Raw genomic sequence first — 25169 nt, 5'->3', positions numbered from 1 at the left:
GGCATGGAAATTGTATGGCAAGCCTACAAGGATTCGGATTGCGCGAGGCCGATCTGTCGATCGTGCAGAGCCGAGGCGACCAGCCACGCGGTCGCGCCGGTGCTGGCCGCAGCCTTCATATCGGCACGATTGCGGATGCCGCCCGCGCCGATCACCGTGGTGTGCGCCGCCGCGCTGGCGCGGATGCGCTCGAAGGTGGGCAGGTCAGGTCCGGCGTAACTGCCTACCTGATCGAGGGTCATCGCAATCACACGTGAGGGCCACCATGTCGAGGAGCGTTCGAGTTCGGTGGCCGCCAGTAACTGGCCGGCCCGGTGATCGAGCGAGAGGATCGGCGAGAGGCCGGCAGTCTGTGCCGCGTGCAGTGCATGGATATCGCGCAACGACTCCGTGCCGAACACCGGTACGAGGGTCGCGAGGTTGTGGTGAGCGTCATGGCCAGCGTGTTGGCCGATGGTATCGATGTGGTCGAACAGCGCGCGCATCGATGCATAGTCCGCGTAGCCCGCATCGAGCCAGAGTTCGATGCCGGGCAGCGCGGCGCGCAACGCAGCGAGCATCGACGCATGCTCGCCGCGCTGCAGGATGGCGCCGAGGTCGGCGATATAGAGCGTGCGCGCGCCGCTGGCGGCGAGCAGCGCGCGGGCGATGGGAAGCGGCTCGCTGGCGGCGGCGAGGCGGGACTGGATGGGCCGATAGGCGGTCCGCTCGCCGCGCACTGCGCGTACGACGTGGCCGTCGAGCAGATCGAGAACCGGTATCACCTGCATGGGGGCGCGTTCCTTTGACCAAGATCTTTGTCTACGAGTATCTCACCGGCGGCGGCATCGATCCCGCGCTGGCCGGCGCAGGCAGTCTCGCCGACCTGAGCGCGCTGATCGTCGAAGGACGTGTGATGCGCGACGCGCTGGTCGCCGATCTGCGCGAACTCGACGGCGTGCACGTCACGTTCGCGACCTCGCGCTTCGAAACGGTCGACACGGCGCAATCGCATTGTATGGCCGCGCACGGCGAATCGATGACGGCCTTCGTCGCCCGCGCGGCGCGTGAACACGATTACGCGTGGGTCATCGCGCCGGAGTGCGACGGCCTGCTGCTGCACCTCTACGATGCCGTCGGCGCCGCCCGCTGGCTCGGCTGCGGCAAAGAGGCGATCCGCGTGGCGTCGAGCAAGAGCGCGACGGCGGCGTGTCTGACCGCGCACGGGATTGCCACGACGCCAGCCATCGAACCAGGGCAAGCGGGCGAACCTCGGGACGGCCGGTGGGTCGTGAAACCGGACGATGGCGCGGGTGGCCTCGATACCTTCGTGTTCGACCGTTTCGCCGATGCCTGCGCCGAATACGAGGTGCGCGCGGCCGCGGCGCGCAACCCGGTGCTGCAGGCATGGGTCGACGGCGAACCGTTGAGCCTGTCACTGATCTGCCGCGACGAGGGTGCCGAGCTGGTCAGCATCAACCGTCAGCAGATCGGTTTGAGCGGCGGCGACGCGCCGGGCGGGCAGGCGCGCATCGTCGAATTCGACGGCGTGCTGGTCGACCAGATCGATCGTCACAGCGACGCGGGCCACACGCTCGACACGCTCGCGCAACGCGTTGCGATGGCGATACCGGGCTTGCGCGGCTTTGTCGGCATCGACGTGGTGTGGCATCCGCAGTGCGGGCCGGTCGTGATCGAGGTGAATCCGCGTCTGACGGTTGCCTATGCGGGACTGTCCGCGGCACTCGGCAGCAATCTGGCGGCGGCCTTGCTGGCCGCGCATGGGGCGCGCGTCGAGCGGTCCGAGGCGGTGCGCACCAGCCCATCGCAGTCAACTGTCGGGGTGCAGCCTTGAGCGCGATGCATACGGAAGATACGGCAGCGGACGCGGTGGTGTTCGGCTGGGACGTCGGCGGCGCGCACGTGAAGGTGTCGATGGCCGATGGCAGCGCAGCCGTGCTCGATGTGGCGCAATGGCCCTGTCCGCTGTGGCAGGGACTCGATCATCTGGAGCGCACCATCGGCCTTGTTTTCGAGCGCTGGCCGCAGGCACGCACGGCCGGCGCGCGGCACGCGGTGACAATGACCGGCGAGATGGTCGATCTGTTCGGGGACCGCGCCGAAGGCGTACGGGTGATCGTCGCCACACTCGCGCAGCGGCTCGGCGCGCGGCTGCGCTTTTACGCGGGCGACGCCGGCTGGCTCGCCGCCGACGCCTGCGCGGCCGGCTGGCGCCACGTCGCGTCGGCGAACTGGCTCGCCACCGCGCGGTGGGTGTCCAGCCGCGTGGCGGACGCCGTGCTCATCGATATCGGCAGCACGACCACCGACATCATTCCGATCGTCGGCGGCCGCGTGGTCGCGCGCGCCGCGAGGGATGCCGGCCGGCTCGCCACCGGCGAGCTCGTGTATCAGGGTGCCGTGCGCACGCCGTTGTGCGGGGTCGCGCACCGTATCGAATTCGCCGGCGTCACGGTCAACGTGATGAACGAATGGTTTGCGACCACCGCCGACGTCTACCGGCTGACCGGCGAACTGGACCCGCTGCACGACGTGCATCCGAGCGCCGACCAGGGGCCGAAGACCGAAGCGGCGAGCCGTGCGCGGCTCGCGCGCATGATCGGGCGCGACGCGCACGAAGCGGGTCTGCTCGAATGGCGCGGCTTTGCGCAACGCTGGCGAGCGCTCCAGTTGCGCGAGATCGGTGTGAATCTGGCGCGGGTGGTCGCGGCGCATCCGGAGCTGGCCGCCGCGCCGCTGCTCGGTGCCGGGTGCGGCCGGTTCCTTGCCGCCGCATTGGCGCGTGAAGAAGCGCGTGGCTATATCGACTTCGGCGCGCTGGCGGGCGTGCCGGGCAGTTGCGCCGCGTGGGCGGCGACTTGCGCGCCGAGTGTGGCGGTCGCGTTGCTCGCGGTTGGCGATCACCATGCCCGCGAACAAGGCGTGAATCGTGAGGCGTCGCGCGCGGCGTGATGTGAAAACGGCGCCGCCGTCCGATGAAGCGGCGTGCCAGCCGGACAGTGCTGCGATGAATCTGATTTGAAACATGACGGAACCCGGACGGGCACTCAACTGGAAGCGAGGACAACAGTCATGTGGGTGGTCAAGATCGGAGGCAGTCTGAGTCACGACCCGACGCTGCGCCACTGGCTCACCGAGCTATGCGAAGTGGGCGGCGGACGCGTCGTCATCGTGCCCGGTGGCGGCGATTTCGCAGACAAGGTGCGGCAATACCAGAGCGAATGGAGTTTCGACGATCTCGCCGCGCACAACATGTGTCTGCTCGCGATGACGCAATACGCGCTTCTGATGCAAGGGGTGTTGCCCGAACTCGTGCTCGCGTCGAGCGAGGCCAAGATTCGCCGCACGTTGCGCGACGGTCATGTCGCTGTGTGGGTGCCGACTGCGCTGATGCGCGATACGCCCGATGCGATGAGCAACTGGGACACGACCTCGGACAGCCTGGCGGCCTGGCTGTCGACGATGCTCAACGCGGAGCGGCTCGTCGTGGTGAAATCCTGTCCGATCGCCGCCGACGACCAGCTCGATACGCTGGCCGCAGCGGGTGTGGTGGACCGCCGTTTCGTCGAATACGTGCATGACGCGAACTACGTGGTCGAACTGTTCGACAAGAACAACGTTGCGTTGATGCGCGACCGGTTGCTCAACATCCCGGTCACCCGATTCGCGTCGTGAACGGAGAAGGGGGACGCGCCGCTTGCGTCCCGCCGCGCTACAGGCGCGCCGCGTTCGCGGCGCCTGGCGCCGACGCGGCACTGTTCGCGCCCACGTCGCCAGCCGGCCGGTGCAACGCGCTGGCCCACTGCGCGACGCGTTGCGGATCGAGCCTCGAACGGCGTCCGTCGGCGCACAATGCGGTGCGAAAGCCCGCGACATCGGGTGCGAGCGCGCGGATCTGTTCCAGTTGCGCCCAGCCGAGCGCGCCGGCGATGCCGCCCATCGCGCCACGCTCGCGCGTCAGCCGCAGCCAGCGGGCGAGCGTACCGACATCCACATGATCGAACAGCGTGCTGCCGTCCTTGCCGGCGGTATCGAACATCACGCCGGCAAATCCGAGCGCGGCGGTGTGGGTGACCAGTTCGTCGTCCATGCCGCTATCGCATAGGAGCACGGGCACCACCGTCGCCGGCAGATCAGCCAGTTGTTCGAGACAGCGCCGCGCTGACGGTCCGCGCGCCACGCCCACCTTCACGTAGTCGATGCCCGCGTCGCTGACCTCGATGACACGCGCGGCGATCTCGTCGAACGCGTCGGCCGGCACGTCGCCGATCGTCGCACTGATCGGCTTGACCGGGTAGCGCGCGCGCAACTGGCGCGCGATGTTCGTAATCTCGCCGATCGACAGGCCGCCGAGCGCACCGGCGTTCGGCTCCTTCAGGTCGATCAGTTCGGCGCCGGCGCGAGCGGCGTCGAATGCTTCGTCATTCGAGCGGACGCTCGCGAGCAATGCGGTCATCGGTGTTCTCCGGGAAGACTACGGGTGTGCGGCAGCGGCGGTCCGACTACCGGATGATTCGGGGCTCGCGCGATGCCGCGCGACGGCGTCGAGGAGCCAAGCCCATGCCGTGCGCTCGTTGTCGCCGGCTGTCTTGTCGATTGCGATCTGCAGGTAAGCCATCTCGCGATCGACCTTGTCGGCCGGCAGCATGAAGAGCCGGCTCACGAGAATCGCGCCTTCGACCACAGCCGCCTGCGCGCGGTTGAAGCCCGCGAATGGTGCGTGGTTTTCGCGGTGCACGCATTTCATCACCAGCACGGGACGCTGCGCATCGTCACGCAATTCGTCGAGTTCGAGTTCGGTGTGCGCCAGCGATTCGGCGAGACGCACGCTGGCGACGCGGCTTGCGGCAACGGTCGGCCAATCGGTTGCGCAGTGCGTGACACAGCCCGCGAAGATGCGCACGTCGGTGGTGAAGTTCAGAACTGCCGCACGCGACGCAACGATATTGTCGAGCGTCGTGGACGGACGAAACGGGGAGAGGATGACACGGTCACCCTCGTACCGCGCGCCCATCGGGGCGACGTGAGGGCGGCCATCGCACGCTGCCGTGGTGACGATCGTTTCGTGGATCATGGATGAGAACGCGTGTCCTGACAGCGCCGAAAGGCCGTTAGCTGATGCCAAACATGGTTCGCAAAGGGGCCGCGGCGTGCGGCCCTATTGCGGGCTTAACGCGTAGCGACATACATCACGATTTCAAAACCGAGACGCACATCGGTGTAGCTCGGAGTGGTCCACTGCATACGTGCTTCCTCCATGGGTTGATCCAGCGTTGCCGTCGGCCCGGCGTCATGCCGGACTTCATGGGCATCCGGCATCACGCAAGCTTTATGCCCATGCGTGATGCCCAAGTGATGCGCCGGCGCGCGTCCGACCGGCTATACAGCGCCTGCCGAATTACGGCGGCATGACAGTCACACAGCGCAGCCGTACAGCCTGCATTCAGGGTCTCCGCGGTGTGGCGAAAACGAAGCAAAGTGTTCCATCGCACTCGCATGGATTGGCAGTGCGCTGTCACGCCATCCTCTGTTTCGTCACGACACATTCTGCACCGATTCTTCGCACCGATCCTGAAAAACGACACCGCGATATGGGTTCGATAACGGATCGGTTAAGTCTGCCAAATAAAATCGTGAATTCCCCTTGGCTGCGTCCGTACCTACAGTGCAACTCAAGCGCTTCGTTCTTCCGGCAGCGCGCTGGCCACATTCAAGGACACGTCATGAACGATTTCAGCCAACCGGTGATCGAACCGGAACGCAATCCGCGCAATCCGCGCGAGCGGTACGCAGCGGGCGTGATGAAATACCGCGAGATGGGTTACTGGCAACCGGATTACGAGCCGAAAGAAACCGACGTCATCGCGCTGTTTCGCATCACGCCGCAACCCGGCGTCGAGCCGGAGGAAGCGGCGGCGGCCGTGGCCGGCGAATCGTCGACGGCGACCTGGACGGTTGTGTGGACCGACCGGCTGACCGCCTGCGACATGTATCGCGCCAAAGCCTATCGCGTGCAGCCGGTGCCGGCTTCGCGCGCCGACGAGCCGCAGTTCTTCGCGTACATCGCGTATGAACTCGATCTGTTCGAAGAAGGCTCGGTGGCGAACCTGACCGCATCGATCATCGGCAACGTGTTCGGCTTCAAGCCGCTCAAGGCGTTGCGTCTCGAAGACATGCGCATACCGGTCGCCTATCTGAAGACTTTCCAGGGGCCGCCCACCGGGATCGTCGTCGAGCGCGAGCGGCTCGACAAGTATGGACGGCCGCTGCTCGGCGCAACGGTCAAGCCGAAGCTGGGCTTGTCGGGCAAGAACTATGGGCGGGTGGTGTACGAAGGCCTGCGCGGCGGACTGGATTTCCTGAAGGACGACGAGAACATCAACTCGCAGGCGTTCATGCATTGGCGCGACCGTTTTCTGTTTTCGATGGATGCGGTGAACCGCGCGCAAGCGGAAACCGGCGAGGTCAAGGGGCACTATCTGAACGTGACGGCCGGCACCATGGAGCACATGTACGAGCGCGCCGAATTCGCCAGGGAACTCGGCTCGTGCATCGTGATGATCGACCTCGTGATCGGCTGGACCGCGATTCAGTCGATGTCGCATTGGGCCCGCAAGAACGACATGATCCTGCATCTGCATCGTGCCGGACACAGCACTTACACGCGCCAGCGCAACCACGGCATCTCGTTTCGCGTAATCGCGAAGTGGCTGCGCATGGCGGGCGTCGATCATGCGCATGCGGGCACGGCAGTCGGCAAACTCGAAGGCGATCCGCTGTCGGTGCAGGGCTACTACAACGTCTGCCGCGACGCCCACAACGCGTTCGATCTGTCGCGCGGCCTCTTCTTCGATCAGCCGTGGGCCGGCTTGCGCAAGGTGATGCCGGTAGCGTCGGGCGGGATTCATGCGGGGCAGATGCATCAACTGCTCGACCTGTTCGGCGACGACGCGATTCTGCAGTTCGGCGGCGGCACGATCGGGCATCCGGCCGGCATTCAGGCCGGCGCGGTGGCGAACCGCGTGGCGCTCGAAGCGATGGTGAAGGCGCGCAACGAGGGCCGCGACATTCTCAACGAGGGTCCGGACATTCTCGAAGCCGCCGCTCGCTGGTGCACGCCGCTCAAGCAGGCGCTCGACACGTGGCGCGACGTGACCTTCAACTACGCGTCGACCGATACGCCCGATTTCGCGGCCACGCCGACCGCGGCATAGAGGGCGTAAGCGGCGCAAGCAGCGTGTCATCGCCGCTTGCCGATTTAGTCGATCAGCAACCCAATCCCGACGACGGTGCCATTGCACCGCGCGAGGGGGACAGCTGACGCCGTTCTGAACGAGACATCAATCAACGAGGTTCGTCATGCGCATTACACAGGGAACGTTCTCCTTCCTGCCTGAGCTGAGCGACGAGGAAATCAGCTTGCAGATCGACTACGCGCTGCGCCAGGGCTGGGCATGTTCGGTCGAATTCACCGATGACCCGCATCCGCGCAACACCTATTGGGAAATGTGGGGCTTGCCGATGTTCGACCTGCACGACGCGGCCGGCGTGTTGCAGGAGGTGAACGCGTGCCGCGCGGCGCGGCCGCAGCACTACATCAAGGTCAACGCGTTCGATTCGGTGCGCAGCTTCGAGACCATGCGGCTGTCGTTCATCGTCAACCGTCCGGACGAGGAACCGGGCTTCCGTCTGTCGCGTCAGGATGCGCAAGGGCGGGTGCAGCGCTACAGCATGGCGGGCTATGCGGGCGACCGGCCGTCGGGCGAGCGCTACGTCCCGGCACGCTGACGGCCGCGAACGACGCAACGTGCCGCGAGTCACGACGAATCGACCGACGCCTCGCCCGACGAATTGCCGCAAGGAGGAGCAATGAGAGATGACGCTGCCATAGCGGATACGATCCTGTCGTCCGTGGCGCGAACCGACGACGCGCGCAATCCGCGACACGCGCCACTACACGATTCGCAACACGAGCCGCCGCAAGTCGATCTCGCGGCGTTGTATCGCGACTCCGGCATCGGCGACGTGCTCGGCGAACTCGATCGCGATCTGGTCGGGCTCGCGCCGGTGAAGACCCGCATCCGCGAAGTGGCCGCTCATCTGCTGGTCGAGCGCGCGCGCGATTCGCTCGGTCTCGCGGGCGGTGCGCCGACCCTGCACATGTGCTTCTCCGGCAACCCCGGCACCGGCAAGACGACCGTCGCGCTGCGCATGGCCGAGGTGCTGCACCGGCTCGGCTACATTCGCCGCAATCATCTGGTCTCGGTGACACGCGACGATCTGGTCGGGCAATACATCGGCCATACCGCGCCGAAAACGCGCGATGTGCTCAAGCGCGCGATGGGTGGCGTGCTGTTCATCGACGAAGCGTACTACCTGTATCGCCCGGAAAACGAGCGCGATTATGGACAGGAGGCGATCGAGATCCTGCTGCAGACCATGGAGAATCAGCGCGGCGATCTGGTGGTGATTCTGGCCGGCTACGCGTCGCGGATGGAAGTCTTCTTCGAGAGCAATCCGGGTTTCCGTTCGCGCATCGCGCATCACATCACGTTTCCCGACTACGCCGAAACGGAACTGCTCGACATCGCCGAGCGGATGCTCGGGACGATGCATTACCGCTTCGACGCCGCCTCGCGGCACGCGTTCGCCGACTATCTGGCGCGGCGCATCCGTCAGCCGAATTTCGCCAATGCCCGCTCGGTGCGCAATGCGCTCGACCGCGCGCGGCTGCGCCAGGCCAACCGGCTGTTCGCGAGCGCGCTACAAGGCGGCGCGCCAATCGACGCCGCCGCGCTCACGCTGATCGAGGCCGCCGACGTCCGCGCGAGCCGCGTGTTCGACGAGCCGCTGCCCACCCCGACATCGCGCGCGCTCACGGCGCCGCCAGGCTGAGTCACGACATCCTCCAGGGAGAACGCCATGCAAGACGGACGTACGACACTTTCGAAGTTCCTGATCGACACCCTCGACCGCCAGCCGTCTTCCATGAGCACGGTGGAGACGGCGGGACTCCCGGCGCTGCTGATCGATGTGGCGGCCGCGATCAAATCGATCTCGGCGATGCTCACGAAAGGCTCGCTCGGCGGCCACTACGGGTCGGCGCAGACCGTCAACACGCACGGCGAGGAACAGAAGAAGCTCGACGTCGCAACCAACGAGATCTTCGTGCAGCAATGCGAGTGGGACGGCCTGCTGGCGGCGATGGTGTCCGAGGAAATGGAGGACGTGTACGCGATTCCGGCGGCCTATCCGCGTGGCGACTATCTGCTGGCGTTCGACCCGCTCGACGGCTCGTCGAATATCGATATCAACGGCGTGGTGGGCTCGATTTTCTCGGTGCTGCGCACGAGCGGCGACCAGCAGGGCGCAGTGGGTGAGGCCGCGTTCCTGCGGCCGGGCTGCGAGCAGGTCGCGGCGGGCTACGCGGTCTATGGACCGTCGACGATGCTCGTGCTGTCGATCGGCAACGGCACGCATGGCTTCACGCTCGAACGCGACATCGGCAATTTCGTGCTCACGCATTCGAATATCCGGATTCCCGAAGACACGGTCGAATTCGCGATCAATGCGTCCAACGAGCGCTTCTGGGAGCCGCCCGTGCGCCGCTACGTTCAGGAGTGCAAGGACGGGCGCAGCGGCTGCCGCGCGCGCGACTTCAATATGCGCTGGATCGCATCGATGGTCGCGGAGGTGCATCGCATCCTGATGCGCGGCGGCGTCTTCATGTATCCGCGCGACTCGAAAACGCCGGCGATGGAAGGGCGCCTGCGCCTGCTGTACGAAGCGAACCCGATGAGCTTTCTGGTCGAACAGGCGGGCGGTCTGTCGATCACCGGGCGCGAGCGAATTCTCGACGTGCGTCCGCGCGCGCTGCATGGACGCGTGCCGGTGATTCTCGGCTCGAAGAACGAAGTCGAACGCATCGCGCGCTATCACGGCGAATACGATCGCGGCGAGGACAAGCCTTTTACGTCGCCGCTGTTCAGCCCACGCTCGCTATTCCTGCCGGACTTCACGGCTTGACGCGCGGCTGACAGACCCGCCACACCGCCCGTCGGGAACGCGGCCAGAACATTGCCATCCGGAGACAAACGCATGTCAGTCAAACACCCGATCATCGCGGTGACCGGTTCGAGCGGCGCCGGCACCACCACCGTCATGAAGAGCTTCACCCATATCTTCCGACGCGAGCGCATCAACGCACAGATTGTCGAAGGCGATGCGTTTCATCGATACGACCGCAACGGCATGCGCGCGGCCATGAAGGAGCATGAACGCGACGGCGCGCCCAATTTCAGTCACTTCGGTCCGCAGGCGAACCTGCTCGAAGAGCTCGAGGCGCTCTTCACGCGCTACGGCGAAAGCGGCACCGGCCAGTTGCGTCACTACGTGCACGACGCAGCCGAAGCGCAGCTCTACAAACAGGATGGCGGCACCTTCACGCCGTGGGAGGACGTCGCGCCCGGCACCGATCTGATGTTCTACGAGGGCCTGCATGGCGCGGCCGTGACCGACAAGGTCGACATCGCGCGGCACGCAGACCTGCTGATCGGCGTGGTGCCGATCATCAACCTGGAGTGGATTCAGAAGCTGCACCGGGACCAGACGATGCGCGGCTACTCGCATGAAGCGGTGGTCGACACGATCTTGCGGCGCATGCCCGACTACGTGAACTACATCTGCCCACAGTTCTCGCGCACGCATGTGAACTTTCAGCGCGTGCCGACCGTGGACACCTCGAATCCGTTCACCGCCCGCGAGATTCCGCAGCCGGACGAGAGCTTCGTGGTGATCCGCTTCGCGCGGCCCAAGGGGATCGACTTCCAGTATCTGTTGACGATGCTGCACGACTCGTTCATGTCGCGCCCGAACGTGATCGTCGTGCCGGGCGGCAAGATGGGACTCGCGATGCAGCTGATCTTCACGCCGATGATTCTTCAACTGATCGACCGGCGCTCGCGCGCCTGATGCGCGCCGCGCACGCACAGGACGAAGCGCGTGTTCATATCGCAAGGAGAGATTCGATGAGTGCTGTCGCAGAATCGGTTGCCGTACCCGCCACCCGGCTGATGGCCGACGCGCTGCGCATGCTCGCGATCGATGCCGTGGAAGCAGCGAAGTCCGGGCATCCCGGCATGCCGCTCGGCATGGCCGAGATTGCCGTCGCGTTGTGGGACCGGCATCTGAAACACAACCCGCACAATCCGGCTTGGCCCGACCGCGACCGTTTCATCCTGTCCAACGGACACGGCTCGATGCTGCTCTACGGACTGCTGCATCTGAGCGGCTACGACCTGCCCATCGACGAGCTGAAGCGCTTTCGCCAGTTGCATGGCAAAACGCCGGGGCATCCCGAAGTGGGCGTCACGCCGGGCGTCGAAACGACCACCGGGCCGCTTGGACAAGGGCTCGCGAACGGCGTGGGCATGGCGCTCGCCGAGGCGCTGCTCGCGCGTGAATTCAACCGGCCCGGCCATCGGATCGTCGATCATCGCACGTACGTGTTCGTCGGCGACGGCTGTCTGATGGAAGGCATCTCGCACGAGGCGGCTTCGCTCGCGGGCACGCTGAAGCTCGACAAGCTGACGGTGCTCTACGACGACAACGGCATTTCGATCGACGGTCATGTCCAGCAATGGTTCGCCGATGACAGCCCGGCACGCTTCGCGGCGTATGGCTGGCACGTGGTGCGCGAGGTGGATGGACACAACGTCGACGCGGTCGATCACGCGTTGCAGGGCGCGCGCGCCGCGGGCCGGCCGACGCTGATCTGCTGCCGAACGGTGATCGGCCAGGGTTCGCCGTCGAAGGCCGGGACCCACGACGTGCACGGCGCACCGCTCGGCGCTGACGAGGTCGCACGGACCCGTCGCGCGCTCGGCTGGCCGCATCCGCCGTTCGAGATTCCGGACGAAATCCGCATGCTTTGGGATGCGAGCGCGCGTGGCCTTGCCGCCGAAGCTGACTGGGCTGGGCGTTTCGAAGCGTACCGCAAGCACTATCCGACTGAGGCCGCCGAGTTCGAACGGCGCGTGCAGGGCACGCTGCCCGCGCATTGGCGCGACGCGGTCCGCACGCTGCTGCGCGACGCCGATTGCGCGGCCGAATCGATTGCAACACGCAAAGCCTCGCAGCAGGCGATCACCGCGCTCGCGTGCAGCTTGCCGGAACTGCTCGGCGGCTCAGCCGATCTGACCGGCTCGAACCTAACGGACTGGCAGGGCGCGGTCGATGTCCACAGCGACGACGGCGGCTTGCAGGGCGGCAACTATCTGCACTACGGCGTGCGCGAATTCGGCATGAGCGCGGTGATGAACGGCATCGCGCTGCATCGCGGCTACCTGCCGTTCGGCGGCACGTTCCTGACGTTCTCCGACTATTCGCGCAACGCGCTGCGCATGGCCGCGCTGATGAGGACGCGCTCGATCTTCGTCTTCACGCACGATTCGATCGGGCTCGGCGAAGACGGGCCGACCCACCAGGCGGTGGAACATGCGGCGAGCCTCAGGCTGATTCCGCGACTGGACGTGTGGCGTCCGTGCGATACGGTCGAGACCGCCCAGGCGTGGGTCTGCGCGGTCGAACGGCAAGGGCCATCCTGTCTGCTGCTGAGCCGGCAGAACCTGCCGTTCGTCACGCGCTCGCCTGAGCAGATCGCCGCGATCGCGCGGGGCGCTTATGTGCTGCGCGACTGGCCGGCCGATTCGGCGCACGCGCAAGCTTCACGCGTCGTGCTCATCGCAACCGGCTCGGAAGTCGCACTCGCGCTCGAAGCCGTCGCGCCGCTCGTAGCCGCCGGGATCGCCGCGCGTGTCGTTTCGATGCCGTCCACCACGGCGTTCGATCGTCAATCTCCCGCGTGGCGCGAGGCGGTGCTGCCGCCGGGCGTCCCGCGCGTCGCGATCGAGGCGGGCGTCACGGCGTACTGGCGGCAATACGTGGGGCTCGACGGTGGCGTCGTGGGGATTGATTCGTTCGGTGAATCGGCCCCTGCCGCAGCGTTGTTCGCGCACTTCCACCTGACCGTGCAGGCGTTGCTGGACGAAGCACGCCGCGTCGCGCACGCCACGCATTGATCCGCTTCGATCCTGATCCGATTTCATCTCCTGGAGTGTGCAATGGCCTTCATAACCCTGCGGCAACTGCTGGATCACGCGGCCGAACACGACTACGGCGTGCCCGCGTTCAACGTCAACAACATGGAGCAGATCCACGCGATCATGCAGGCCGCCGAGGCCACCGACAGCCCGGTGATCCTGCAGGCGTCGGCGGGTGCGCGCAAATATGCGGGCGAGCCGTATCTGCGTCATCTGGTGCTCGCCGCACTGGAGGCGCACCCGGATATTCCGCTGGTGCTGCATCAGGATCACGGCGCGAGCCCCGCGGTGTGTCAGCAGGCGATCCGCTCGGGCTTCACGTCGGTGATGATGGACGGCTCGCTGCTGCCGGATCAGAAGACGCCCGCGGCCTACGACTACAACGTCGACGTGAGCCGCCGCGTCGTGGACGCCGCGCATGCGGTCGGCGTGTCGGTCGAAGGCGAACTGGGCTGCCTCGGTTCGCTCGAAACCGGCACGGCGGGCGAGGAGGACGGCGTCGGCGCGCAAGGCCAGCTCTCGCGCAAAGACCTGCTCACCGATCCTGACGAAGCGCGGCGTTTCGTCGAAGCGACCGGCGTCGACGCGCTCGCGATTGCGATCGGCACCTCACATGGCGCGTACAAGTTCAGCCGCCAGCCGAGCGGCGACATTCTTGCAATCGACCGGATCGCCGACATTCACGAACGGATTCCGAACGCGCATCTCGTCATGCATGGTTCGTCGTCGGTGCCGCAGGAATGGCTCGCGGTGATCCGCGAATATGGCGGCGAGATCCCGACGACGTACGGCGTGCCGGTCGAAGAGATCCGGCGCGGCATCGCGCATGGCGTGCGCAAGGTCAATATCGACACCGACATCCGCCTCGCGATGAGCGGTGCGATGCGCAGATCGCTGGCGAACGCGCGTTCCGAGTTCGATCCGCGCGCGGCCCTGAAGGCCGCGACGGCGGCGGCGAGCGCGATCTGCGTCGAGCGCTTCGAGGCGTTTGGCTGCGCGGGCCAGGCGGCACGTATCAAACCGCTCCCGCTCGACACGATGGCGCGCCGCTATCACTGAGCACCGAGCACCTGGCACTTGCAAGGAGAAGATGATGCGCGAATTCCTGATTGCTCCGTCGCTGCTGTCGGCGGATTTCGCCCGTCTTGCCGACGAGATTCGCGACGTCACGGCGGCCGGCGCGGACTGGATTCATCTCGATGTGATGGACCACCACTACGTGCCGAACCTCACCGTCGGGCCGCTGGTATGTTCCGCGATCCGGCCGTATACAACGGTGCCGTTCGACGTGCATCTGATGACCATGCCGGTCGATCCGCTCGTCGGCGCGTTTGCCGAGGCGGGTGCGAATCTGATCAGCTTTCATCCCGAGGCGTCGCTGCATGTGCATCGGACCATCGAACTGATCCGTTCTCACGGTGCGCGCGCGGGGCTTGCGCTCAATCCGGGTACGTCGCTCGCGGTGCTCGATCACGTGATGGAAATGCTCGATGTCGTGCTCGTGATGTCGGTCGATCCGGGGTTCGGCGGCCAGGCATTCATTCCGGAAACGCTCGACAAGCTGCATCTTCTGCGCGAGCGGGTCGACACGACGATGCAGCGTACCGGGCGGCCGTTGCTGATCGAAGTCGATGGCGGCGTAAAGGCGTCGAACATCGCGCGGATCGCGGAGGCGGGTGCCGATGTGCTGGTGGCCGGTTCGGCCGTTTTCGGTGCCGCCGATCGCGCTCAGGCGATCGGGCGGCTGCGCGACGAACTGGGTACCGTGAAAGAAGGCACCGGCGTGGCGGCAATCGAAGGGTGACGGGGCGGCTCCCGAGCGCCCGTCAGCCTTTCTTCATCGTCTCGCCGGGCGCGCGCCAGACGAGAAGGTCTTCTTCGGGCCGGTCGAGCGCGCAGCCCCAGTCGAGCGGCTGGTCCTGATCGAAACGCTTGCCGAGCCGCCAGGCGATCTCAGCGCGTGCGAGTTGCACGCCCATATAGAACGCGTGGCCGCCATCGCTGTCGAGATTCAGATGCGGATAGAGTGCGAACGGATCGTCGCCGCGCCGGTGTCCGTCACGGTTGTAGACATGCATGCCTTCCGCGCTGACCTGCACGCGGAAATTCGGATCGCGCACGCCACGGGCAAGCTCATCGATCTCGTCGGCACTGTACGGAAACGGACGTTTCGCGTGCACGGTCGCGAGATCGCTGCTGATCCCTTTCGGCAGCACCTGCGCGTCGCGCGCGGCATGCATCACGCGGCGCGCGACGTCGGCTTCGCGCAGCGCGCGCCGCGCATGCAGGCTCACCGACGTGGTGAGCACCGCGCCGATCCGCAGTTCGGCGGCCATGCCGAGCAGCACCGCGTTGATTCCGCTCGTATCGGCTTCGGTCAACTCCGTCACGTTGCCGATGCCCATCATGATCGCGATGTCCGGATAACGCTCGCGCAAGCGGACGTAGCGCGCAATCGACGCGGCGAGCCCGAACGGAATCGGGTCGAGAATCGGATCGGCAAGGAACGCGCGGCCGCTTGCGCTTAGCTGATCGATCGCCGCGTCGAGCGAGGCCGGGTCGCCTGGTTCGCGTGCGACGAGGATCGGTGTCGACGGCACCTCGTCGGCGATCCACAGCGTATCGACGTTCAGGCTCATCAGGTAGTCGGCGCCCGCGCGGCCGCCGCGCAACAGTTCGTCGGTGCGCATCGAATCGACGCTCACGCGATAGCCGTCGGCCTTGAGCCGCCGGACCGCGTCGTCGAGATGGGGAAACGGCGTTTCAGGCAGGCAGCCTATGTCGATGACGTCGGCGCCCTGGGCGGCATACTCGCGCGCCCGTGCGGCGATGCCGTCCAGGTCGAGGCGCGGTGCGTCGACGATCTCAGCGAAAATTTCCGTCTCGTAACGGCTCAGGTCGAACGGCTTCGCCTTGCGGCCGAAAAACTGCGGGAGATCCTTGACCTCTTCGGGACCGCGTTCGAACGGCACGCCGTAGTGACCGGCCAGCATGTCGAGATCGCCGCGGCAGCGCCCCGGCACGATCACCCGCTGCGCGTTCAGCGGTGCGGGCACGCGGCGCACGATCAGGTCGGCCGTCATCAACGCGGCGACTTGCAGACCGATTTCGCGGACCTCCCAACTGAACGGCGTCGGCGCCATGCTGTCGAGCACGCGCAGCAGGCTCGGTTCCGCCAGCCGGCCAGTCAGGAAGAGGATGTGGTCCATGCGAGATCGAGGGTCGACAGGCGTTCATCGAGCGCCGCTTTGAGTTCGTCGAGCGAGCGGACGAGCGTCGTGTATTCGAAGCGCGACAGGCGCTCAACATTGTCGAGTTCGATCGTCCGTGGACGCAGTTCGACCCATTCATCCGGGCTGTGCGTGACTACGGTCGGTTCGGTGTCGCATGCAAAGACAATGCCCGGGATGCATTGCTTGCCGGCCTGCGCGTACATATTGGTCGGCAGCGTATCCGAGATGCCGTACGCGCATTTGGCCACCGTGTTGCTGGTGGCGGGCGCGATCACCACCGTATGATAGATGCCGTGATAGAGCATTCCGACCGGCACGCCGCTCGCGCTGTTGTCGCGCAGCACGCGAAAGTTTTCGCGCAACTTGTCGAGCGACCAGCCATAAAGCGGCAGCACTTCCTCGGCGGCCGCGGACAGGAAGAGATCCACGCGCGGCAATTGCAGCGCGAGCGCGATGGATTCTTCGAGTAGATGGCCCGAACCGGTCACGCACCACGCGAAGCGCGCGTCCGGCTTGAAGTCGGCGAGATCGCGTGCGGGCGTGTGGGTCATGCGTCGAGATCGAGCGGCATTCCGTCGGACGCCGAGCCTTCATGCGACAGTCGGATGTGCAGCCGGCGCATCTTGCGGTACAGCGTGTTGCGGCTGATGCCGAGCGCCTTCGCGACGTTGCTGACGTTCCAGCGGTGCTCGTCGAGCAGCGACAGCACGGTTTCGCGCTCGTTCAACTGGATCGCGTTGAGTGCGGAGATGTCCGCGTCGTCGGCAAGATGCGCGTCCATGTCCGCAGTGGCGAGGTGCAGGGCGGTCGGCATATCCATCGCCGGGGTGCGTTGCGTGACCTCGGGCGGCAAGTGCTCACAGCAGATCGGCTGGCCGTCGGAAAGTGCGATCGCCATTTGCAACACGTGGCGCAGTTGACGGATGTTGCCGGGCCAGTCGTAAGTCAACAATGCGTGTTCGGCTTCCGGGCTCAGTTCGGGCGGATCGTCGGTCTCGTTCGCGAGCAAGTGGTGGATCAGCGGCAGCTTGTCGAGCCGGTCGCGAAGCGCCGGCAGATTCAACTCGACACCCTTGAGCCGGTAATACAGATCCTCGCGGAATAGCCCGCTACGCACGAGTTCGAGCAGGTTGCGGTGGCTCGCGCTGATCAGCTGGAAATTGACCTTGACGGTGGTTTCGGCGCCGAGCGGCGTGACCTCGTGTTCCTCGATGACTCGCAGCAAACGCGCCTGTAAGACGAGCGGCATGTCGCCGATTTCATCGAGAAACAGGGTGCCGCCGTTGGCCTGCACGATCTTGCCGCGCCGTCCCTCGCGCTGTGCGCCGGTGAACGCGCCGGCGCGATAACCGAACAGTTCACTTTCGATCAGGTTCTCGGGCAGCGACGCGCAGTTGACCGGGACAAAGGGACCATCGGCGTGCGGGCTGATGCTATGCAGCGCCTGCGCAAAGACTTCCTTGCCGCTGCCGGTTTGCCCTCGCAGCACGATCGGAATCTTGCGTTGGATCACGCGCGCGGCCAACTGGATTTGCGAAGCCATGCGCGGGTCGCCGAACTCCAGGTGCGCGATCTCGTCGAGCTTGGGCGACGGTGCGCGTTTGTCGGGCGCACTGCCGCGCGCGGCGGAATCGCTCACGAGCACCCGCGTGACGCGCCCGGCGCTGTTCTGCGGGGTCTGTGCGACGAGGAAGAAGCGGTTCGTCGCGTTCGCGCTATAGACAGTGACCGGATGGAACGAGCCGCGGATGCTGCGCGCGATCATGTCTTCGAGCGAAGCATTGAAGGCCTCCTCGATGCGCCGGCCCCGCAGTTCGCTGAGCGAGCGGAAGCCGAGCTGGAACAGCGCGCTGCGATTCGCGGCGAGCACCGTGCTGTCGTCCGCGACCGCGAGCTTGCCGCCGTGGAGGGTGCCGACGAATTCCGGGCGGCTGTGGAAATGAATCATGTTCGCGTGGCGGTAACGCGCATCCAGCAAACGGTTTTCGATCATCTGCCTGGACATGCCGACGAGTACCAGCGAGTGCTGTTGTAGCAGCTTCGAGCGGCTCGTGACGTCGAGCACGCCGGCAATCTCGCCGCTGTCGTCGAAGATCGGCGCGGCGGAGCAGGTGAGCGACGTGTAGCGCGGATAAAAATGCTCATGCTGGCAGACCGCGATGCAGTCGCGCTCGGCAAGACAGGTGCCCATGCCGTTGGTGCCGGCCTCGCGCTCGCTCCACAGCGCGCCGACCCGAAAGCCGTCGTCGGCGACCGCCTCGGCAAACGGCACGGACGACACCTGATGAACGATCACGCCGCCTGAGTCGACCAGCACGACCGCCAGTTCGGGGTCGGCCAGCTGCTGATAGAGCGTCGTCATCTCCAGCTTCGAACAGGCGATCAGATCGCCGAGCGCTTCGCGGCGTGCGCTTAGTTCGTACTGCGTGAGGACTGGCGGGGTGACGAAACGGGAGGGGTCAAGCTGGTATTCGTTGATGCAGCGCGCCCACGATTGGGCGACGGATTCGCTCGTCGGGCGCGTCGTCAATTGATGATTGACGACGTTCAATACCTCTCGGACGTGCGTATTGCTGTCAGCAAGCAACGACATGGGGTTTGTCTCCGATGCGTCATTTCGAACATGCTATTACGCACGCCTCGTATGCCGCTTTATCCATCCTGAATTCCCCTGGCGCCTCGATTCTTGCGTTCGCATGCGCCCACGCGACCGGCCGTGCTATCTGGCGGTTCCTTAAAACTCTACGCCCGATGTCGCTTTGGTTCAACAACTAGTCGCATTATCTCAACGCACCGCGCCCGATACTTGCTTTTACCGATTCGTTGCCTCGTTGACGGACGCGACGCCGCGGGCATGTTGCAGCATCGGCACACAGTGTGCCGCCCGCCGTTCCAGCCGTTCCTGATCTGTTGCTTTAACCAGGCCGCGTCGCGGCGGAGTACACCATGGATCGTCTCGATACCGTTCGCCTTGCCGCTTTCCCCGGCATCGGCTCCGATGCCAGCGCGTTGCCCGAGCGCATGGATATCGTGTTCATCGAAAACTTCGTCGGCCAGACGGTGATCGGCATCGACAGCAGCGAACAGCACGTCCCGCAACCCATACGTGTCAACCTCGCAATCGGCGTACCCGCGATCCGCGCATGCACCACGGACCGGATCGAAGATACGGTCAACTATGCGGCGGTACGCGGCGCGCTGCTTGCGCTGTTCGCGTCGCATCGCGTGCGCCTGCTCGAGGCGCTTGCGGAGCGCATCGCGCAATTGCTGATCGCCGATTTCGGCGCTCACTGGGTGCGCGTGTCCCTTGCGAAGCCGGCGAAATTCGACGACGTGGCGGCCGTCGGCGTGCAGATCGAACGACGCCGCAGCGAACTGCCGGCAGAAGGTGCTGGCCTTGTCAGTTACGCGTCCCTCGGAAAAGGGCTGGTGCCGAAATGAGCGACAAGCCTATGTGGCGTCGCATCGTGAGCGGCGCCGCTGCCGTATTCACGGAATCCGCACGTCGATCCGTGTGCACTGCATCATTTCGCGACCGTCGGTGTTTTCTGTGGACCTAGTCCACACGTCTGGTACGCAGTGGTCTGCAGCGCGCGGAATTTCTTTGTTTGCGCCTTCGCACGATCGACGCGGAACTCGTTGCCGCCTTCGCCGCCGAGCGTCGCGTACTTCGAGAAGGTCGATTGTTCGACGAACTCGTCGTACGGCAGCGCCGCCGCCATCTTGTCGATCACGCACGAGCATTTATAGACGTTCGCGAAATCATGACCGTTGTCGTCCATGCAAGTCAGCACGTATTCCACACGGCCTTCGGTCGGATAGCTGTAGCCTCCCGTCGCAGCGGTCGGCGTGGGCGCGTGGCCGGCCGCCCAGGCGAGCGGTCCTGCTAGCGCCAGGCTGAAGGCGAGCAGCGCGCGGCATCTGATGGTCATAGTGTGCCTCTGTCAGAGCATTGAGCCTGCTTCACGAACTGGTGTGCTGTCAGCAACGTGACGGGATGCGCGAGGAGGCGGGCCGTTGCGACGGCGCCGCGTCTCCTCACCTATCGTGCGTCGTCAGTTCGGCGCGAACGGATGCGCGACGGTGCCTTTTTTCGCCACCACTTCCGCTGCGCTCGGTTCGCCGTTGACCGCGCGCTTGATCGCCTCGCGCGTGGCCTGGTAGTTGAACTGCTGGATCTTCTTGTCGTCCTCCGCCTGCCAGTGGATGAAGACGCCGACGCACAGGAACAGGTCGTCGGCTTCTTCCTTGGGGATGGTGCCGTCTTCGACACTGTCGGCGACCGCAAGGGCTACCGCGTGCTGCGCAGGGCCGAACATCTGGACGGCCTGCTTCGCGCCCTTGATCGTCACCTTGTTGAACAGGATCGTGTTCGGCTTGGTGAGCAGATTCGGTGCGACGACGGCGAGCAAAGATGTGAAGCCATCCTTATTGTTGGTGAGTGCATTGCAGAATGCGGTTTCCGCAGCCGAACCTCGCGGTCCGATCAGCAAGTCGATATGCGCGACCTCGTTGCCGTCGCCGATGAGCGACTCTCCGATCATGACGCGGTTGATCTTGGCCATTCTGTTCCTCCGATAGGTGAGTACGGACCTGCTGACTGGCCGCCGCCTGCTGTCATTCCGAAACTGCATCGCAGGGCAGCGTGTTGATGCACGGTGGTACTAACTAACATTTTTCGTGCCAACACTCGGCGCGCAAGGTGTGGCGCGCGCCGCTCAGCGGGCTTTCAGGCAGCCGGCGACGAACAGTGTGGCCACCGCCAGATCCGCGCTGGTGCCGGGGTTGATTGCGCGAGCCTTCAGTTCGGCGTCCCACGCGTCGAGTCGCGCGGACGCCGGCACGCGTTGCGATGGAAGCGGCGTTTTCCGCCACTGCGCGCGCTGTTCGCGTGCCGCAAGCGTGACACTCTGCGCCAGCACCATGCCGTGCTTGCGCACAATGTGAGAGTCGGGCCAGCCGCCGAGGAAGGCGAGGAACACGTTGAGCATCGCCACCTCGGGCGCATCGGGCCGCGCTTCGCTAAATGCCGCGAGCCCGGTTTCGAAAATGTCATGAAACCCGTTTGCGTATTGACGGGCGATGCTGTCGCGTTCGCTGGCGAGTTGCATCGCGTCGCGCAAGCCGACCGTCGGCGCAGCGTGGACCGATTGCTCGGGCGCGTCGCCGAGGCCGCCCGGATTGGCGAGGGCGATGGCGCGGTAGGCGAGGCGCGCGTCGGCGACATCGAGACTCGCCAGCACGCGTGAGGCGGCTTCCCGCCAGCTTTGCGCCGACAGGGTTCGTCCGGTGTGTTCGAGGGCCGCGGCGAGCGGCGCGACGAGCAGCACGATGCCGAGGTTCGTGTTGCAGCCGACCGTCTCACGCGTGCGCGTGACCGCATCGAGAATGCGCTGGCCGACCGGTGCGCCGCGTGCCAGAAGCGCGTCGGCCGTGGCGTCCGCGCTGGCGAGGAACTGCGCCGCGTTCATCCCGTGCCCGGGACTTTGCACGCTAACGTTGCCGGGCTTGGGCGTGGCGACGTCGAGCGCGCAGGCTGTGAGGAACGCCGCGCGAACGTGTTCGGGCGGGATCGCGCCTGCCTCAGGCATGACGTCCGGGCAACACGGCGAAGGCCGGCTCCCCGGCCTGCTCGATCTGGCGCCGCCGCGCCGCCAGCTTGCGATCGAGCAGGTCGCCGGCGAGCGCCGCCGCGAGGTCGACCGGCGTGACCGACTGCAAGCCGCGCCATGCCGCCACGCCGTTGACTTCGAGCACGAGTGGGCGCGCGGTATCGTCGGGATTCGGGATCAGGTCGACGCCGGCATAGTCGAGTCCGAGCGCGGCGGCGGCACGCACAGCGGTTTGCGCGAGCGGCGCATCGAGTTCGGCCGGCTCGCAGAGCGCGCCTTGTGCGAAGTTGTGAATCCAACCCTTGCCGCCGATGCGCCGCATCGCCGCCACGGCCTGCCCGCCGATCACCAGCACGCGCCAGTCGAAGCCGGGCCGCGCCCCGGGGACGAAGCGCTGCAGGTAGGCGACCTGCTGGTAACGCGCCAGCGACGGCAATGGCGCGAGCAACCCGCGCCGCGCGCCGAGCCGTTTGAGTCCGTGGCCCTGCGAGCCGAATAGCGGCTTGAGCACGACCTGACGGCCCGCGGCCGCTTCGCGCATCAGTACGCGCTGTGCGAACGCCGCGGATTCGCCGGCCCACGTCGGCGGTGTCGGCACGCCGGCGCGGTGCAGCAGGAAGCTGGTCATCGATTTGTCGACGCTGCGCTCGATCGCGCGCGCGTCGTTGTACACCGGCACGCCCGATTCGCGCAGCGCATGCAGAATGCCGAGCCGCAACGTCACCTGCTCGAACGTGCCGCCCGCGATGCCGCGCACGAAGACCGCGTCGGGCAGCGCGTGACCGAAGCCCGGCACCACTAGTCCGTGAGGTCGCCACGTGGTGTCGATCCGGCAATCCGCGAGGTCGACGCAGCGGGCTTCTGCGCCGCGCGCGCGGAACGCTTTCTTCAGGCGTCCGGTGTGCCAGCCGGTTTCATCGGTCATGATCGCGATGCGCACGCCCGCGTGGGCGACGGTGGGGTTCGCGTCCGGATCTGCGCCAGTCTGCGTGATCGTCATGGCGCGACGGTCTTGCCGCCCCACTGATCCTGAAGCAACGCGCTCTCGATGCGCCCGCCATGATAGGTCGCGCCGCTTTCGAGGCTGCTCACCCAGACCTCGGCGGGCGCGAACAGCGCAGGGTCGATCTGGTAGAAGTCGAAGTTGAACGACGTGAAGATGTCCGCAAACGGCCGCCCGTAATCGCGCGAATTCGCGGCGGGCAAGGTGTCGGCGAGGCTTCGCGCGACTTCGTCGTGCTTCACGGTCAGATGCACGCGGCCGCCATAGAGGATCGCGTCGTTGGTGCGGCCCATCGCCTGAATCCCGTCCGGCGCGGGCGGCGGCAGCGGCGCAGAGCCCGCGCCTTCCACCACTTCGTCCAGCGGGACGCCGAGCACGTGCACTTTGTGCAATGCAACTTCGACGACGCGCGCCACGACCTGTACCGTTCCCGCGACAGACTGTGTCGGCGTGACGACCAGCGTGAGCCGGTCGGGCGCGAGGCCGCAATCGTGCAACACCTTGTCGATCACGATCTGGGGCGGCAGGCGGTCGACTTCGAGCACCAGCGCTGCGCGATCATGGTGGTCGCGATAGCCGAGTTCGGCGAATAGCGGCTCCTTGACGGCCAGCGCGCGCGCGGGACCGGAGCCGAGCGAAAAGAACTTCTTGCCGCCGGTCTGTTCTTTGGTCGCCGACAGGCTCCACCCGGCGTACTGGCTGCCGAGACAGGCGAGCACCGGTGACGACGTCTGCACGTCGATCATCGTGGGCCAGAGCGGCGCCGCGTCGAAGTTCGAGCGCACCGCGACGCGGCCGAGTCCGCCCATGCAGATGCGCGCGATCAGCACCCCGGCGTCGATGCTGCCGCGAGCGTCGACGCCGGCATCTACGACGACCGTCCCGTCGGCCGTGCGGGTAATCGCGACGGCGAGGCGCGCCGCCTCGTCGACCAGCCGGGCGACGAGCCGCTCGCTCAGCGCGTTGACGCCTGGCGCGGCGGACTGCCGGGAAGCCTCAGAAGTGGTAGGGGATGCAGGCATGGTCGGGTTCATCGCAGGTTTCGATTCGTTGCACGACGCGCGCATGCTGCGCAGCGAGCGCGCGCCGCACCGCGTCCGCCGACGCCGCGCGCATGAGCAGCGTACAGACGGGTTGGCCCGCCTCGATGCGCGTGCCGGGCATCGGCACGTCGTGGCAGTTGGGATCGCGCAGGCAGGCATCGGAGAAGCCGGCTGACACGGTGAACGGCCTGGGCGCGAATAGCACGAGCTGGCCCGCGCACCAGCGCGGCTGACGGGCGAGCGCTGTGCTCTCGGGCGACGGTGGCCGGCCGCAACGGCATGCGTCGAGATGGCAGGCGAGCAGTCCGTGCGGCCACGCATCGGGCGATGCGGCCTCGTAAAGCGCCATCGTGGACGAAGGGCGCGCGTTGATTTCGAGCACTTCGAACGCATCGCCGTCGAGCAGGAAGTCGCAACTGTTGATGCCGACGAGACCGGTGCGCGCACAGAGGGCGTCGAGGGCTTCCAGCATGCGCGCCACGACCTGCGGCGGCAGATCGATTGGACCGATCGAGCCGGCATGCACGAACGCCAGATCGCCCGCCGTGCAGGTCAGTTGCTCGGCGAAACCGATCAGATGCGCGCGGCCTCGCGCGCCGATGAATAGCGCCGACAGCGGGCGGCCGTTGCTCATTCGCTGAAAGTAGCCTTGTGCGGGCAAGGCGTTCGCATCGAGCGCCGAAGCCGGTTTGATGTGCGTGCCGCCGCAGCCATGCGCATCCTTGAACAGCCAGCCCTCGGTCGTCGCGGGCCGCGCGAACGAGACGGCAGGATGCGCAATGTGCAGCGCGTCGAGCAGCGTGAAAAAGCGCCGTGGCTCGCGTACGGCAGCGTTCGCCTCGGCATCGTTGCCGATGAATCTGGGCAAACCCGGCTCGCCGCACAATTGCTCGATCAATGGCTCGAGCCCGCTGCCGCCGATCCAGCCCAGGAAACGCGGCAGGTGCGCGACGCGCGTGAGCACGTCGGCGAGCCGTGCGCGATCGATCGCCAGCGCGCCGTCGCCGATGTCGAACCAGAGCTCCGCGGCCTCGCGCGTATCGCGGTCGCCGAAGACATCGAGCGCGGCGACGCGCAGGCCCGCGCGCACCGCAGACTGTGCGAGCAGACGCGCGGACAGTCCGGCTACCGCGACGAACGGCGCATGCGATAGCGGCTGGCGCGGCTTCATGACGGCA

25 protein-coding genes are annotated in these 25169 nt (G+C 66.1%); 12 read left to right on the top strand and 13 right to left on the bottom strand.

Annotated features, from left to right (window positions below; translation table 11 throughout):
* Positions 1–23 precede the first annotated feature (23 nt).
* Entirely contained in the window at positions 24–770 is a 747-nt protein-coding gene (locus FVF58_RS22540; RefSeq protein WP_149672060.1) for a HisA/HisF-related TIM barrel protein, read from the bottom strand.
* 14 nt (positions 771–784) lie between these two features.
* Here FVF58_RS22540 and FVF58_RS22535 point away from each other — a divergent pair, with 14 nt between their 5' ends.
* From FVF58_RS22535 to FVF58_RS22525, 3 genes are all read left to right on the top strand, one after another.
* Entirely contained in the window at positions 785–1834 is a 1050-nt protein-coding gene (locus tag FVF58_RS22535) for an ATP-grasp domain-containing protein (RefSeq protein ID WP_149672059.1), read from the top strand.
* Between the two features lie 5 nt (positions 1835–1839).
* Positions 1840–2952, top strand: a complete 1113-nt coding sequence (locus tag FVF58_RS22530; protein WP_149672172.1) for a hydantoinase/oxoprolinase family protein — start codon at positions 1840–1842, stop codon at positions 2950–2952.
* Between the two features lie 120 nt (positions 2953–3072).
* Positions 3073–3675: an amino acid kinase family protein gene (locus FVF58_RS22525; protein ID WP_149672058.1), complete on the top strand. Its 603-nt coding sequence runs from the start codon at positions 3073–3075 to the stop codon at positions 3673–3675.
* Between the two features lie 37 nt (positions 3676–3712).
* Here FVF58_RS22525 and FVF58_RS22520 read toward each other — a convergent pair whose 3' ends face one another.
* The 3 genes from FVF58_RS22520 to pqqA all read right to left on the bottom strand — a co-directional run bounded on the left by FVF58_RS22520 (position 3713) and on the right by pqqA (position 5352).
* The gene (locus FVF58_RS22520) at positions 3713–4456 is read right to left on the bottom strand and encodes a (5-formylfuran-3-yl)methyl phosphate synthase (protein ID WP_149672057.1); all 744 of its coding nucleotides are present in this window, start codon (positions 4454–4456) and stop codon (positions 3713–3715) included.
* Positions 4457–4474: 18 nt separating this feature from the next.
* On the bottom strand, positions 4475–5074 hold the full coding sequence (locus FVF58_RS22515; protein WP_149672056.1) for a DUF447 domain-containing protein: 600 nt from the start codon (positions 5072–5074) through the stop codon (positions 4475–4477).
* Positions 5075–5169: 95 nt separating this feature from the next.
* Positions 5170–5352 (bottom strand): pyrroloquinoline quinone precursor peptide PqqA, encoded by a 183-nt coding sequence (gene pqqA / locus FVF58_RS52905; protein WP_246217152.1) that lies wholly within the window; start codon positions 5350–5352, stop codon positions 5170–5172.
* A gap of 371 nt (positions 5353–5723) precedes the next feature.
* Between pqqA and FVF58_RS22505 the strand changes: the two genes are divergently transcribed.
* The 8 genes from FVF58_RS22505 (at position 5724) to rpe (ending at position 14904) form a co-directional block, all read left to right on the top strand.
* Positions 5724–7214 (top strand): form I ribulose bisphosphate carboxylase large subunit, encoded by a 1491-nt coding sequence (locus tag FVF58_RS22505; protein WP_149672055.1) that lies wholly within the window; start codon positions 5724–5726, stop codon positions 7212–7214.
* 145 nt (positions 7215–7359) lie between these two features.
* On the top strand, positions 7360–7788 hold the full coding sequence (locus tag FVF58_RS22500; protein WP_149672054.1) for a ribulose bisphosphate carboxylase small subunit: 429 nt from the start codon (positions 7360–7362) through the stop codon (positions 7786–7788).
* Positions 7789–7869: 81 nt separating this feature from the next.
* Positions 7870–8895: a CbbX protein gene (cbbX, locus tag FVF58_RS22495; RefSeq protein ID WP_149672053.1), complete on the top strand. Its 1026-nt coding sequence runs from the start codon at positions 7870–7872 to the stop codon at positions 8893–8895.
* A gap of 27 nt (positions 8896–8922) precedes the next feature.
* Complete coding sequence (locus FVF58_RS22490) at positions 8923–10026, top strand: class 1 fructose-bisphosphatase (protein ID WP_149672052.1); 1104 nt, start codon at positions 8923–8925, stop codon at positions 10024–10026.
* Positions 10027–10098: 72 nt separating this feature from the next.
* Complete coding sequence (locus tag FVF58_RS22485) at positions 10099–10971, top strand: phosphoribulokinase (protein ID WP_149672051.1); 873 nt, start codon at positions 10099–10101, stop codon at positions 10969–10971.
* 56 nt (positions 10972–11027) lie between these two features.
* Positions 11028–13079: a transketolase gene (tkt, locus tag FVF58_RS22480; RefSeq protein WP_149672050.1), complete on the top strand. Its 2052-nt coding sequence runs from the start codon at positions 11028–11030 to the stop codon at positions 13077–13079.
* A gap of 42 nt (positions 13080–13121) precedes the next feature.
* Positions 13122–14159, top strand: a complete 1038-nt coding sequence (gene fba, locus FVF58_RS22475; RefSeq protein ID WP_149672049.1) for a class II fructose-bisphosphate aldolase — start codon at positions 13122–13124, stop codon at positions 14157–14159.
* 34 nt (positions 14160–14193) lie between these two features.
* Entirely contained in the window at positions 14194–14904 is a 711-nt protein-coding gene (gene rpe, locus FVF58_RS22470; protein WP_149672048.1) for a ribulose-phosphate 3-epimerase, read from the top strand.
* Positions 14905–14926: 22 nt separating this feature from the next.
* Here rpe and FVF58_RS22465 read toward each other — a convergent pair whose 3' ends face one another.
* The 3 genes from FVF58_RS22465 to FVF58_RS22455 are packed head-to-tail and all read right to left on the bottom strand — an operon-like array spanning position 14927 to position 18926.
* The gene (locus FVF58_RS22465) at positions 14927–16309 is read right to left on the bottom strand and encodes a DUF6513 domain-containing protein (protein ID WP_149672047.1); all 1383 of its coding nucleotides are present in this window, start codon (positions 16307–16309) and stop codon (positions 14927–14929) included.
* The gene (locus FVF58_RS22460) at positions 16288–16884 is read right to left on the bottom strand and encodes a flavoprotein (protein ID WP_149672046.1); all 597 of its coding nucleotides are present in this window, start codon (positions 16882–16884) and stop codon (positions 16288–16290) included. Before FVF58_RS22460 ends, FVF58_RS22465 begins: the two co-directional genes overlap by 22 nt.
* Positions 16881–18926 carry a sigma-54-dependent Fis family transcriptional regulator gene (locus tag FVF58_RS22455; protein ID WP_149672045.1) on the bottom strand — a complete coding sequence of 682 codons (2046 nt, stop codon included), beginning with the start codon at positions 18924–18926 and terminating at the stop codon, positions 16881–16883. Before FVF58_RS22455 ends, FVF58_RS22460 begins: the two co-directional genes overlap by 4 nt.
* 353 nt (positions 18927–19279) lie before the next feature.
* Here FVF58_RS22455 and FVF58_RS22450 point away from each other — a divergent pair, with 353 nt between their 5' ends.
* Positions 19280–19774: a dihydroneopterin aldolase gene (locus FVF58_RS22450; RefSeq protein ID WP_149672044.1), complete on the top strand. Its 495-nt coding sequence runs from the start codon at positions 19280–19282 to the stop codon at positions 19772–19774.
* Between the two features lie 83 nt (positions 19775–19857).
* Here FVF58_RS22450 and FVF58_RS22445 read toward each other — a convergent pair whose 3' ends face one another.
* The 6 genes from FVF58_RS22445 to FVF58_RS22420 form a co-directional block, all read right to left on the bottom strand.
* On the bottom strand, positions 19858–20265 hold the full coding sequence (locus FVF58_RS22445; RefSeq protein WP_149672043.1) for a hypothetical protein: 408 nt from the start codon (positions 20263–20265) through the stop codon (positions 19858–19860).
* 123 nt (positions 20266–20388) lie between these two features.
* On the bottom strand, positions 20389–20898 hold the full coding sequence (gene fae / locus FVF58_RS22440; protein WP_149672042.1) for a formaldehyde-activating enzyme: 510 nt from the start codon (positions 20896–20898) through the stop codon (positions 20389–20391).
* Between the two features lie 153 nt (positions 20899–21051).
* Positions 21052–21924, bottom strand: a complete 873-nt coding sequence (locus FVF58_RS22435; RefSeq protein ID WP_149672041.1) for a triphosphoribosyl-dephospho-CoA synthase — start codon at positions 21922–21924, stop codon at positions 21052–21054.
* Positions 21917–22945: an ATP-grasp domain-containing protein gene (locus FVF58_RS22430; protein ID WP_149672040.1), complete on the bottom strand. Its 1029-nt coding sequence runs from the start codon at positions 22943–22945 to the stop codon at positions 21917–21919. Before FVF58_RS22430 ends, FVF58_RS22435 begins: the two co-directional genes overlap by 8 nt.
* Positions 22942–23982 carry a methenyltetrahydromethanopterin cyclohydrolase gene (gene mch, locus FVF58_RS22425; RefSeq protein ID WP_425468959.1) on the bottom strand — a complete coding sequence of 347 codons (1041 nt, stop codon included), beginning with the start codon at positions 23980–23982 and terminating at the stop codon, positions 22942–22944. The genes FVF58_RS22430 and mch overlap by 4 nt, the downstream gene beginning before the upstream one ends.
* A complete protein-coding gene (locus FVF58_RS22420; RefSeq protein WP_149672038.1) occupies positions 23945–25162 on the bottom strand; it encodes an ATP-grasp domain-containing protein in 1218 nt (405 codons plus the stop codon). The genes mch and FVF58_RS22420 overlap by 38 nt, the downstream gene beginning before the upstream one ends.
* Positions 25163–25169 lie beyond the last annotated feature (7 nt).

The sequence above is a fragment of the Paraburkholderia panacisoli genome (assembly GCF_008369935.1).
In the GTDB taxonomy this organism is placed as follows: Bacteria; Pseudomonadota; Gammaproteobacteria; order Burkholderiales; family Burkholderiaceae; genus Paraburkholderia; species Paraburkholderia panacisoli.
The sequence above is the reverse complement of the archived record's forward strand: the minus strand, read 5'-3'. Positions and strand labels throughout refer to the sequence as shown.

Excerpts from the sequence above, each read along its gene's own strand:
- FVF58_RS22490 (WP_149672052.1), top strand. The coding sequence starts at position 8,923 with ATGCAAGACGGACGTACGACACTTTCGAAGTTCCTGATCGACACCCTC.
- FVF58_RS22420 (WP_149672038.1), bottom strand. The coding sequence starts at position 25,162 with ATGAAGCCGCGCCAGCCGCTATCGCATGCGCCGTTCGTCGCGGTAGCC.
- rpe (WP_149672048.1), top strand. The coding sequence starts at position 14,194 with ATGCGCGAATTCCTGATTGCTCCGTCGCTGCTGTCGGCGGATTTCGCC.
- FVF58_RS22485 (WP_149672051.1), top strand. The coding sequence starts at position 10,099 with ATGTCAGTCAAACACCCGATCATCGCGGTGACCGGTTCGAGCGGCGCC.
- FVF58_RS22430 (WP_149672040.1), bottom strand. The coding sequence starts at position 22,945 with ATGACGATCACGCAGACTGGCGCAGATCCGGACGCGAACCCCACCGTC.
- FVF58_RS22505 (WP_149672055.1), top strand. The coding sequence starts at position 5,724 with ATGAACGATTTCAGCCAACCGGTGATCGAACCGGAACGCAATCCGCGC.
- FVF58_RS22445 (WP_149672043.1), bottom strand. The coding sequence starts at position 20,265 with ATGACCATCAGATGCCGCGCGCTGCTCGCCTTCAGCCTGGCGCTAGCA.
- FVF58_RS22460 (WP_149672046.1), bottom strand. The coding sequence starts at position 16,884 with ATGACCCACACGCCCGCACGCGATCTCGCCGACTTCAAGCCGGACGCG.
- FVF58_RS22540 (WP_149672060.1), bottom strand. The coding sequence starts at position 770 with ATGCAGGTGATACCGGTTCTCGATCTGCTCGACGGCCACGTCGTACGC.
- tkt (WP_149672050.1), top strand. The coding sequence starts at position 11,028 with ATGAGTGCTGTCGCAGAATCGGTTGCCGTACCCGCCACCCGGCTGATG.
- FVF58_RS22455 (WP_149672045.1), bottom strand. The coding sequence starts at position 18,926 with ATGTCGTTGCTTGCTGACAGCAATACGCACGTCCGAGAGGTATTGAAC.
- FVF58_RS22515 (WP_149672056.1), bottom strand. The coding sequence starts at position 5,074 with ATGATCCACGAAACGATCGTCACCACGGCAGCGTGCGATGGCCGCCCT.
- FVF58_RS22465 (WP_149672047.1), bottom strand. The coding sequence starts at position 16,309 with ATGGACCACATCCTCTTCCTGACTGGCCGGCTGGCGGAACCGAGCCTG.
- FVF58_RS22530 (WP_149672172.1), top strand. The coding sequence starts at position 1,840 with ATGCATACGGAAGATACGGCAGCGGACGCGGTGGTGTTCGGCTGGGAC.
- mch (WP_425468959.1), bottom strand. The coding sequence starts at position 23,982 with ATGAACCCGACCATGCCTGCATCCCCTACCACTTCTGAGGCTTCCCGG.
- fba (WP_149672049.1), top strand. The coding sequence starts at position 13,122 with ATGGCCTTCATAACCCTGCGGCAACTGCTGGATCACGCGGCCGAACAC.
- FVF58_RS22435 (WP_149672041.1), bottom strand. The coding sequence starts at position 21,924 with ATGCCTGAGGCAGGCGCGATCCCGCCCGAACACGTTCGCGCGGCGTTC.
- cbbX (WP_149672053.1), top strand. The coding sequence starts at position 7,870 with ATGAGAGATGACGCTGCCATAGCGGATACGATCCTGTCGTCCGTGGCG.
- fae (WP_149672042.1), bottom strand. The coding sequence starts at position 20,898 with ATGGCCAAGATCAACCGCGTCATGATCGGAGAGTCGCTCATCGGCGAC.
- FVF58_RS22520 (WP_149672057.1), bottom strand. The coding sequence starts at position 4,456 with ATGACCGCATTGCTCGCGAGCGTCCGCTCGAATGACGAAGCATTCGAC.
- FVF58_RS22525 (WP_149672058.1), top strand. The coding sequence starts at position 3,073 with ATGTGGGTGGTCAAGATCGGAGGCAGTCTGAGTCACGACCCGACGCTG.
- FVF58_RS22450 (WP_149672044.1), top strand. The coding sequence starts at position 19,280 with ATGGATCGTCTCGATACCGTTCGCCTTGCCGCTTTCCCCGGCATCGGC.
- FVF58_RS22500 (WP_149672054.1), top strand. The coding sequence starts at position 7,360 with ATGCGCATTACACAGGGAACGTTCTCCTTCCTGCCTGAGCTGAGCGAC.